The 10,644-nt window shown below is 58.7% G+C and carries 7 protein-coding genes and 1 pseudogene; 6 read left to right on the top strand and 2 right to left on the bottom strand.

Going from position 1 to position 10,644, the window contains the following annotated elements; translation table 11 throughout:
• From CBB91_RS04615 to gcvPB, 3 genes and pseudogenes are all read left to right on the top strand, one after another.
• A pseudogene (locus tag CBB91_RS04615) lies at positions 1-509 on the top strand (glycine dehydrogenase); the annotation flags it as partial.
• Positions 509-841 (top strand): hypothetical protein, encoded by a 333-nt coding sequence (locus CBB91_RS04610; protein ID WP_273012423.1) that lies wholly within the window; start codon positions 509-511, stop codon positions 839-841. The pseudogene CBB91_RS04615 and the gene CBB91_RS04610, both read left to right, overlap by 1 nt.
• The gene (gene gcvPB, locus CBB91_RS04605; RefSeq protein ID WP_273012422.1) at positions 838-2,409 is read left to right on the top strand and encodes an aminomethyl-transferring glycine dehydrogenase subunit GcvPB; all 1,572 of its coding nucleotides are present in this window, start codon (positions 838-840) and stop codon (positions 2,407-2,409) included. The genes CBB91_RS04610 and gcvPB overlap by 4 nt, the downstream gene beginning before the upstream one ends.
• Before the next feature lie 7 nt (positions 2,410-2,416).
• Here gcvPB and CBB91_RS04600 read toward each other — a convergent pair whose 3' ends face one another.
• Positions 2,417-3,793, bottom strand: a complete 1,377-nt coding sequence (locus CBB91_RS04600) for an acyltransferase (protein WP_273012421.1) — start codon at positions 3,791-3,793, stop codon at positions 2,417-2,419.
• 138 nt (positions 3,794-3,931) lie between these two features.
• Here CBB91_RS04600 and CBB91_RS04595 point away from each other — a divergent pair, with 138 nt between their 5' ends.
• The 3 genes from CBB91_RS04595 to CBB91_RS04585 all read left to right on the top strand — a co-directional run bounded on the left by CBB91_RS04595 (position 3,932) and on the right by CBB91_RS04585 (position 7,087).
• Complete coding sequence (locus tag CBB91_RS04595) at positions 3,932-4,279, top strand: hypothetical protein (protein WP_273012420.1); 348 nt, start codon at positions 3,932-3,934, stop codon at positions 4,277-4,279.
• Positions 4,280-4,406: 127 nt separating this feature from the next.
• Positions 4,407-5,819 carry an amidohydrolase gene (locus CBB91_RS04590; RefSeq protein ID WP_273012418.1) on the top strand — a complete coding sequence of 471 codons (1,413 nt, stop codon included), beginning with the start codon at positions 4,407-4,409 and terminating at the stop codon, positions 5,817-5,819.
• Complete coding sequence (locus CBB91_RS04585) at positions 5,816-7,087, top strand: amidohydrolase family protein (protein WP_273012417.1); 1,272 nt, start codon at positions 5,816-5,818, stop codon at positions 7,085-7,087. Before CBB91_RS04590 ends, CBB91_RS04585 begins: the two co-directional genes overlap by 4 nt.
• A gap of 15 nt (positions 7,088-7,102) precedes the next feature.
• On the opposite strand, the gene CBB91_RS04580 is transcribed toward CBB91_RS04585, so the two are convergent.
• Positions 7,103-10,516, bottom strand: coding sequence for a peptidoglycan-binding protein (locus CBB91_RS04580; RefSeq protein ID WP_273012415.1), 3,414 nt, complete (start codon positions 10,514-10,516; stop codon positions 7,103-7,105).
• Positions 10,517-10,644: the final 128 nt, after the last annotated feature.

The raw sequence follows: 10,644 nt of genomic DNA, 5'->3' as shown, positions 1-10,644 counted from the left end.
TTGCCTGCACGCAGAAACTGGTCCGCCAAATGCCAGGGCGTCTGTGCGGGGAGACCGTTGACGCCAACGGAGATCGCGGGTTCGTGCTGACTCTGTCGACCCGCGAACAGCATATCCGCCGCGATAAGGCGACCTCGAACATCTGCACCAATTCCGGCCTATGCGCGCTGGCCTTCACGGCGCATATGACGCTGCTGGGCGGCAAGGGGCTGGAACAACTGGCCCTGTTGAATCATGAGGCCGCTTGCGACCTGGCGGACGCGCTGGAGGCTGTGCCTGGTGTGGAAATCCTGACGCCGCGCTTCTTCAACGAGTTTGCCTTCCGGACCCCGATGGATGCCGAAGCCGTTCTGGCGATGCTGGACGAAGCTGGCGTGGTCGGCGGCGTTCGCGCCAGTCGCCTCTTCCCCGATGGACATATGGGCGACGTCATCCTCTGCGCAGCCACAGAATGCACGACGGCGGAAGATATAGCCGCCTATGCTGCCGCCCTGAAGGAGATCATCTGATGACCGAGGTATGCGTGGAGCGCAGGATCGAATGCCTCGTTGAGGGCAAATGGAGATCTGGCCGTATCGCGGTCATGCAGCCGGAGCTTGATGGCGAGGACTGGCGTTGTGAACTGGATCTTGATTGGCCAGGTTACAAGAAATCATATCCGGTGATGGGCGTGGATGCTTACCAAGCTCTCGAATTGGCGCTGAGAATTGTACCAGTCGAGATTATGGCCAGTGAGAGTTTTTGCCGCGGTCAGCTGCGCCTTTATGCCGAACAGGATCTACTCAACGAAGAGCGCCTCTACAAAGCCTTTCACGCTCAGCCTTATGGAAAGCCGTCATGACCATGAACACCCAAGGCCGCCCGACATCTCCCGTTTCAGCTGCCAACCAGTCCGTGGACACCGTGTCCGGTTCGAAAGGCTTGCTGCAAGCCGAGGGCCTGATCTTCGAGATCGGCACACAAGACACGACGGGCGTTGACCTGCCCACGCCGAAGAACCGCACCGGTCGNCTTGGCGGCGTTGCGCGCAAGCAGCCGACCGGCCTNCCNGGCCTGTCNGAGCCGCAGACGGTGCGCCACTATATGCGCCTCAGCCAGAAGAATTATGCCATCGATCTTGGCCTGTTCCCGCTGGGCAGCTGNACGATGAAACACAATCCGCGCCTCAATGAGAAACTGGCGCGNCTGCCGGGCTTTGCGGATATCCATCCGCTGCANCCNCAGGCGACCGTGCAGGGCGCGCTGGAATTGATTGACGAATTGGCCACCTGGCTGAAGACCCTGACCGGTATGCCTGCGGTCGCGATGAGCCCCAAGGCCGGAGCGCATGGAGAGTTCTGCGGCATGATGGCGATCCGCCAGGCTCTGGTGGCGCGCGGCGAGGCCGAGGCCCGAAAGCGCGTCCTGGTGCCGGCCTCCGCCCACGGAACGAACCCGGCAACTGCGGTTCAGTGCGGCTTCATNGTGGACGAGATCAAGGCCAATGCCCGCGGCCGCGTCGACATGGAGTCTCTGAAGGCGAAGCTTGAAAAAACCGACGATATTGCCGGCATCATGCTGACCAATCCCAATACGTGCGGCCTGTTCGAGACCGACATCAAGGAGATTGCCGACCTCATCCATGCGGCGGGCGGATATTTCTATTGCGACGGTGCGAACTTCAACGCCATTGTCGGCCGAGTCCGCCCGGGGGATCTCGGCGTCGATGCGATGCANATCAATTTGCACAAGACNTTCTCCACNCCACATGGCGGCGGCGGCCCGGGCTCCGGCCCGACNGTCNTGTCNGATGCGCTGGCGCCTTACGCNCCGGTGCCCTTTGTCGTGAAGGATGAAGATGGCGTNTTCCGTCTNGTTGAGGATATGGAAGGTGANGCCAAAGAGAGCTTCGGCCGNATGGTCGCCTTNCACGGCCAGATGGGCATGTTCGTCCGGGCCCTGACCTATATGCTCAGCCACGGCGCAGATGGCNTGAANCAGGCCNCCGAGGANGCGGTCCTCAACGCNAACTATATTCAGGCCCGCCTCAAATCCGTGATGACCCCNGCCTTTGAGGGCTATTGCATGCACGAGGCATTGTTCTCCGATGCCTTCACGGCAGACGGGATCGAGACCATCGACATTGCGAAATCGCTGATCGATGAAGGCTATCACCCGATGACGATGTACTTTCCCCTGGTCGTGCATGGGGCGATGCTGATCGAACCGACAGAGTCGGAATCGAAGGCAGAGCTCGACCGGTTCTGTGACTCGCTGGAATCCATAGCCCGCCGCGCTGCGCAGGGGGATGAGACGCTGAAGGGCGCGCCTTACCTCGCGCCGATGCGTCGTCTGGACGAGACACAAGCGGCCCGTAAGCCTGTTTTGAAATGGACACAGCCCGACGCCAATTCCGTCGCGGCAGAATGAGCGAGCCCTATGGTGCAACCCGGCCGAGTGGTTTTGGCTGCTCGCGCCGGAAGATTGCGCTCCGTGCCTTGGCAAAGCCGACAATCATCGGTCGTTCAATGAAGCGATAGGTCATCGCCGCAACGAAGAGCGTGGCAAACAGCGCTGTGGCGTAGAGAATGATATTGTCCAGCGGTCCGGCATGTCCTGCCTGGAAGAGCGGCCTGAGCGCCGGAACCTTGGATAATTCCGCGAAGCCAATCCGGATCGGCGCCAGAATGATCGGGTGACACAGGTAGAGTGAAAAAGACCAGTCGCCGACACGCGCAAGGGCGCCATGCACTCTCATGAAGCCAGGTTCTATTGCGCGAATCCTGTCCGGCATGGCCTGTCCGCCCAGCCAGCCAATCCAGAAGACGATTGCNGCAGCGATCGCCCCGACAATGAGCGACACNATCAAGGCATCAAGGCGCTGGCTGAACGGCGCAGCTTCAGTGAGATCGAAACCGAGAATTCCGAGCGTCGCAACGAGTGCGCCGATTCCGGCCGGAATGAGCCAAGCTTGCCGACGGTACAACTCCAGCGTGGCGAAGCCGTACACAAGCAGCGTGCACGGCAGACCGAACCAGAACACGCGGCCCCACATCATCAACTGATCATCTTCGACGCCCTGAAGNCCGAGACTGGCCATCAGCCAGAACACAGCCACCANGGTGAGCGCACCGCTGCGCCAGGCTACGCCAGAGCTGACCAGCAAGCCGACCACGGCACCCATGATGAACTCCATCGTCATTGGGTAGAAGATCAATGAAACTATATCGGCTCCAAAAGGCTTGGTTAGCCCGAAGAATGTGCCCGCCGCGATTGCGCCGCCCCACCCCAACAGGACCCACAGCCAAAAGCGCCGCGGCAGCAGAATGATCAGTGTGAAGGCGAGATAGAAATAGATCTCGTGAACCAGCGTCCAGCCGACACCAAGCACCGGATGCGCATTCTGNGGTACCAGAAAGTAGGATTTGATGAGGAATGGAAGAAGCGGTTGTCCNTGGCTGACCCGGTTCCAACCTTCGCCCAGACCAAAATCATTATACAGGAAGAACATGCCAGTCATGATCGCGGCGAACAGCCACCAGAGCGGGTAAATCCGGGTAACGCGGGCGAACAGGAAGTCCAGGCTGGAGCGTACACCTGNCCTCATGCCTTGGGTTACATGCACCATGATGAAGCCGGATATCACGAAGAAGAGGTCAACTCCGGCATATCCATTGGTGACAAAGCCATTCAGGAATGGCGTTTCCGAAAGACCATTGTTGCCGATCGCCAGCATTTCCATGGCGCGAATGTGATAGACGACAACCAGCATGGCGGCCAAGCCGCGTAGGATCTGGATGGACTGAAGTTTCATGCCGTCCTCTAGCCAAGTTGCCGTTCATGACAGCAAGAATTCGCAAAATGTAGCAATCAGGTAACGCAGACACCAGACTTTGAACACATGCTGTCGATACCACTGGCGACACTCGATAATTTTACCATATTCAGCAGCATGGCAGACGACGAACCCTCATTGTCAAAACGAGCAGATGCTATGCCAAAGCCCTCAACAGGGCTTCGGAATGGCGTGAATGTGGCATTCCGCCAGATTCTCGCGCTGACGGGTCTCATCATGATCGTGGTCGCCATTCCAATAGCGTTTGTGACGCCAATCATACCGGTCGGTTTGCCCATTGCCATTGTGGGCGTCGTATTGCTGGGGCGTAATGCTGTTTGGGGGCGGCGCTGGATGGAGAGCGTGCTGGATCGGCATCCGCGTGTCGAACGGTTTGCGCCGAACTGGTTNATGCGTTTGGTTTTCGGTCGAGACAAGAAAGACCCGTTCAAGCCAGATCTTTAGCATTGCATTGCACTTTTATGCGTGCGNCGNGGAACAAATAAGCGTTTGCGCATCNGCCAACCCTTGAAGCCGCAGCAAATCTCAGCAGTATGCGCGTCTTGTATTTGCGGAAACGGGGCAAGACGAAATGCGAAGATTNCACGGGCTGGCAGCAGCCTGCACAGCTGCGCTTTTGCTGGCAGCATGCGGCGGCGATGANTCTAAAAAGGCTGACTCGAGCGCGAAGGAAGGGTTTGACCGCAATCCGTATCCTTCGACCTATCAGCCCTATCCAAATGATCCNGTCCTGATCACCAATGCGACCATTCTGGATGGNGAGGGAAATCTGATNGAAGACGGCAGCCTNCTGCTGNAAGACGGCAAGATTTCCGCCATCGGCAGCGATATCAAGGCGCCTGACGGTGTTGAGACCATTGACGCAAGTGGGCGTTGGGTCACCCCCGGCATCATCGACAATCACAGCCANCTTGGTGTTTACCCGTCGCCNGGTGTCAGTGCGCATGGTGATGGCAACGAGATTTCTGCCCCCGTTACGGCAGAGGTTTGGTCAGAGCACGGCGTCTGGCCGCAAGATCCCGGCTTTACGCGCGCTATTGCCGGCGGCATCACNTCCATGCAGGTCCTGCCCGGTAGCGCCAATCTGTTTGGAGGGCGCGGCGTAATTCTCAAGAATGTGCCGAGCCGCACGGTGCAGGGCATGAAGTTTCCAGATGCGCCCTACACGCTGAAAATGGCCTGCGGTGAAAACCCGAAACGTGTTTATGGNTATGGNGCCGGTCGTTTCCCGGGCGGGGCTCCCTATTCGCGCATGGGCAATGTCGCCGGGTATCGCCANGCNTGGATCAAGGCCGCTGAGTACAAGCGTAAATGGGACAAGTTCGCAGATGAAGGCGGAGAGCCGCCTGCGCGGGATCTTGAGCTGGATACGTTGGCGGGTGTGCTGAATGGCGACATCCTCGTGCACATGCACTGCTACCGCGCCGACGAAATGGCTCAGATCATGGATATGTCCAAGGAGTTTGGATACAAGGTTGCCTCGTTCCACCACGCTGTCGAAAGCTACAAGATTGCCGACAAGCTGGCAGACTATGGCGCGTGTTCGTCCATGTGGGCTGACTGGTGGGGCTTCAAGATGGAAGCCTATGACGGAGTTCGGGAAAACATCCCCCTCGTACACAAGGCGGGTGCATGTGCCATCGTCCACTCAGACAGCGATGTTGGCATTCAGCGCTTGAACCAGGAAGCGGCCAAGGCCTGGTCCGACGGCCAGAAAGCCGGGATCGACATTCCGAAGGAGGTCGCATGGNCCTGGCTGTCGCTGAACCCGGCGAAATCCCTCGGCATCGAGGATCGCACCGGCAGCCTGAAGCCGGGCAAGATGGCGGATGTTGTCATTTGGTCTGGTGATCCGTTCAGCGTGTATACGAAGGCGGACCAGGTCTTCATTGACGGTGCGTTGATGTTTGACCGCGACCATCCTGAAACCAATCCTGTCATGGACTTTGAACTCGGCCAGCCTGGCGAAGGAGATCGNAAATGATCCGTACACTATTTGCAAGCGTCGCTGCGATCGGTCTTGCCGCTACACCCGCACTCGCCGAAACGATTGTCCTTCGCGGTGAGACTGTCTGGACCGGCACGGCGCAGGGGACAATTCAGAATGGCGTTGTCGTGATTGAGGACGATCGTATTGTCACGGTCGGCGGCGAGAATACCGAAGTGCCAGATGGCGCAACCGAAATCTCCGCGGCATGGGTTACGCCCGGCCTGATTGCGGCCTTCTCGCGAACAGGGCTTGTCGAGGTCAGCGCAGAAGATTCGACCAATGACACNATGGCCGCAAATTCCAAATTTTCGACATCGCTGAATGCGGCTGATGGCTTCAATCCCGATGCGACAGCAGTGGACATCACACGTATCGAGGGTTTTACCCGACTGGTCGTCGCGCCGAACACCGGCAACACCATTTTCGCGGGTCAGGGGTTCGTGGCTGACACAAGCGGTGATCTGGATGCGGACATTGATGCGCAAGCCTTCTCCTTCATCAAACTNGGCGAGTCCGGCGCAGGGCTGGCGGGCGGGTCGCGGCAGTCGGCCATGGCTATGCTTCGCGCCGCTCTGGACGATGCNCGGACGTATCCGGCCAGATACCTGACCCANAACGAAGGCGCTGCGCTGAACCGGCTGGATGCCTTGTCCTTCTCTACCGCCGCCCGGGGTCAACAATTGATGGTCATTCAGGCCAGCCGNGCGAGTGACCTGAACGCGGTGATGGATTTGGCGGAAGAATATCCCAATCTGGACATCATCATTGTGGGGGCAGATGAGGCTTGGCGCGTGGCAGACCGTTTGGCCATCATGGATATTCCGGTCATCATCAACGCATTTTCAAATCTTCCATCTTCATTCGAACAATTGGCTGCGACGTCAGAGAATGCTGCGCGGTTGGCGGATGCTGGCGTGACCTTTGCGATTGCAAATATCGGGGATGAAAGCCATCAGGCCCGGTTGGCGACGCAATTGGCAGGAAATGCCGTTGCCAATGGCCTTTCATTCNACGATGCGCTGGCCGCGCTCACAACGGCGCCGGCAGACATTTTCGGTCTNACCGGGTTCGGACGGCTTGCGCCGGGCGCCCATGCGGATGTTGTTGCATGGGATGGAGACCCGCTGGAAGTGGTCTCCTCGCCCACAGCCGTGATTATCGCTGGTGAAGCGCAATCTCTGGAGTCTCGTCAGACTCGTCTTCGCGACCGGTATCTCAGCCTGGACGAATCCGAACGCCCACGCGCTTATTCACGTCCATGAGGATAAGGCTGGCGCTCAGGCGCCAGCCTTTGCATTCAGGCTTTCGATCAGTCCGCTGGTCACGGTGCCGGTCTCCGGAAGTCCGTGGTCGGCCTGGTAGGCGCGAATCGCCGCGGCCGTGCCGGGGCCAACTGCGCCATCCGGAGTGCCGGGCTGATAGCCCAGCGCGGTCAGGGCCAGTTGGATGGACATCACCTGTTCAGGATTCCCGAGCTCCCAGGCTTGTGGCTCGAACTGGCCATTGGCTGGGCCATTGGCGCGCGAAGCAGTCCACGCATCGGTTTGCGCTTGGGCCAACGCGGCAGCCTCCTTTGAAACCGATGCTTTCAGCTCCATGACTTTTGCGGGGGCGCCAGCATCACCATTCTTGGCTGCAACCATAAACCAGTAAAGCGCTTCGGTGAGGTTGGGGCTGATACCCAGACCCTGCTCATACAGAATGCCCAGATTGTACTGGCTGTCGACNATGCCGTACTCAGCGCCCTTGCGGAACCATTCGACGGCGCCAGCATAGGATTGCGGACCGCCTTCGCCTTGCGCCATGAAGACAGCAAGGTCGTGCATGGCCTTTACATTCCCGTTCTGAGCGGCCTTTTCCGTCCACTGACGTGCGAGGTTCAGATCCTTGGGCACACCCGTGCCGCGCTCATGCAGCTTGGACAGAGTGTATTGTGCAATGGGAAGGCCTTTGTCGGCCGCGCTCTGCATCAGGGGCGCAGCCTCGCGCAGATTGTTCTCAGCAAGGTATTGCTGGGCAACATAATACTCAGCGACCGCATCGCCAGATGCGGCAAGGGTGGCAAGAGATTCTACTGCGGGGATCGGTGCGTAACTTACGGCGGTTTCGACCACCNGCGCTGTCTCTACCGGAGCAGGCAGNGCAGGGGCAGGCTGCGTTTCAAGCTCAGTGGCTTCGGGATCGGCCTGAGCGACAGCCGCCGGTGTGTCCTCTTCGAACAACATGGCGTCCGCATCNGTTGTCATGCTTGCGACCGTGATGTCCTCCGCGGCCGCTGCCGGCTGCTCAACAACGTCTGCTGAGGTTGTCGCGGTTGGCNCAACTGGNGCAGCGGCAACGCTCGGCGTGGACTGTTTTCCGCGNAGATACAGATATCCGCCGACGGCAGCCCCGGTAATCACGACGGCNGACGCTGCGGCATACAGAGGAAGCTTGCCATTGCTGAACATGCCNGAGCTGCTGTCACGGCTCGCTATCCGGATAGGTTGAGATGGGCGTCCTGACGACGCAGCGATTGCGGCTTGCCGCGCGGCGCTCATGAAGTCCAGCTTTTCCTCTTCTTGCGGAGCCTCTTCAACGAGTGGATCGAANTCTGCTTCGTCGCTNTCGGAATGGTCCGCCAGAATGGCATCAGCTTCAACTTCTTCTTCCNTCGGGGTGTCTTCTTCGAACGGAGATGATGACAAGTCGAACTCGTCATCTTCGAAGATNTCGGATTCTCTCGCTTCGGTATGGCTGTCATCATACTCGTCGAGATCGACCAGAGGGTCGATTCCNTCGCCCGTGAGCGAGTCNGGCCCNGCGGTCAGGCTTTCATGGAAGTCATCGTCTGCGTCGACCGGGCCCGGTTCGGCCTCCGGCTCAACGAGTTCGTCAACAAGCTCAAAATCTTCTGTGTAAGCACTTTTCGCCGGTGCGGATGCGAGATTGNCTTCGGCGACTGTGTCGCTTTCATTNTCCGTCTCGACGTCGTCCGAAAAGAAGTCTTGCGGATCGTCAANCGCGGTCGAATCTTGCGGCAGGCCCGGCTCGAATTCCGCGTCATAGTCTTCTGATANCAGGCTATCTGAATCTTCCGTCTGGAACTCTTCNAGCAGGCTGTCCGCATCAATGAAGNTGTCTTCTGCGCCAAGANCTTCAATCGGATCGCGGCTTGCTTGAGCCGGGTTGATCGTATCTTCCAGATTTTCCAGTCGCGTTGCGAGCGANGCCATCGCCTTNTGGATTGGCGACAAGGATGCGCTGGTCTGGGTCTGGATCTGGTCGAGCCTGTCGGACATGCCTGTCAGGGCGTCNGATAGATTGGCATCCGCGCGCTTGCGAGTTTCTTCAATTTCTGTCGCCAGGGTCTGGAGGGCCTTGTCCTGACGAGACTGAAGCCGGCCAGCGACATTGGCGACTTGCTCGCCGATTTGCGAGATGGCTTCCGCTGTGCGTTGTTCACTTGCATTAACGCGCTTGTCGATCTGCTCACCAAACTCTTCGATCCGGTCTCCGACAAGTCCACCAATGCGTTTGATTTCAGAAGATACAGACTGGATGTCGCTGCTCTGACGCTCTTTGTCCTCGGAGACAGTACGGCGCACACTGTCAATCTCTGAGCGGATGTCCTCGAACACGTCGTCGGCAGGTGCAGCAGCCGCCTTGCTGATCTCTTCTGCCAATTCCCGGCGCGTCGTGTCTACTGACTGGCGCACGGTTTCCATGATCTGCTCAAACCGGGATTCGAATTCAGCCCGCAACTTGTCGGCCATATCTGGCTCAACAGACCGGGACAGCGAGCCGATTTTCACGTCCAGATCGTTCAGCGTGGATTCCAGGCTTAGCAGCGCGGCGTCGGTGGTCGATTCCGCGCGATTGAGGCGATCCTGGGTTTTATCCAGCGCAGCGTTGACTGAATTCAGGGACTCGCTCATGCGCGCTTCAGCGGCGCTCAGGCGTTCCTCGGTCCTGTCGATGCCGGACAGTTTCAGGTTCACATGGGTTTCGAGATCGGACAGGCGGTCCGTGAACTCGCGCGACTGGGTCTCTGCTCGCTGCTCTGCTTCGCTCACCGCTGTNTCGATGCGGGAGGCTGTCTCGGCGAGCGTTTTCTCGACTTTGACCTCCATNCCCTCGACGCGGTCGTTCAGCTCCGCAAAGCCGGTTTCCACGCGACCCTTGACTGCGAGGGCTTCATTCTGGGCNAGTTCGTTCTCTTCGAATACGTGGCTGGCCAGTTTACCGAGCGCCTGTTCCAGAGACTTCAGGGCTTCAAGGTTCTCCCGTGAGGAATCGTCATCCTCAAGCTTCTGAACCTTCGCCTGTAGCGCTGCGTAGGTTTCCTGCAGTTCCTCGATGAAACCATCGACACGTGAGGCGACCGTCGACGAACTCTGTTCTGCATCTTCCAGTCGGGCCACGAGGCCGAGAATGGTGTGATCCATCCCTGTGATGGCAAGGGTTGAGCGGGCTTCAGTCGCTTCGATGCGGCGCGTCAGCTTGTCGATCGTATCATTGGCGGCGTTCGGGGCAGGGCGGCGATGTTCGAAGGGGGCGGCAACTTCGTTTGGCTTGGACGATTCGACCGACATGAGGAGACGGTTCAGGTATTCCCCGAGCGTTATCCCCTCTGCATGTGCAGCTTCTCGCGCGGCATCTCGCGCGCGTTGGTCAATTCCTTTGACGCTCCAGGGCCCCGTCTGGCTCATCACTGCTCTCCTAAGCACGCTCAGATTGCCCGCGGATACTGAGAATCCGGGCAAATTTATCCATCTTCACGAACTTTGATGGCAGGCGCCGGATTAAGGTGAGGTTAAAGGTAAAGAAAACCCGTAAA

It is taken from the genome of Hyphomonas sp. TMED31, from assembly GCF_002172815.1.
Classification (GTDB): domain Bacteria; phylum Pseudomonadota; class Alphaproteobacteria; order Caulobacterales; family Hyphomonadaceae; genus Hyphomonas; species Hyphomonas atlantica.
This window is presented reverse-complemented; position numbering and strand designations above follow the sequence as displayed.

Excerpts from the sequence above, each read along its gene's own strand:
- CBB91_RS04610 (WP_273012423.1), top strand. The coding sequence starts at position 509 with ATGACCGAGGTATGCGTGGAGCGCAGGATCGAATGCCTCGTTGAGGGC.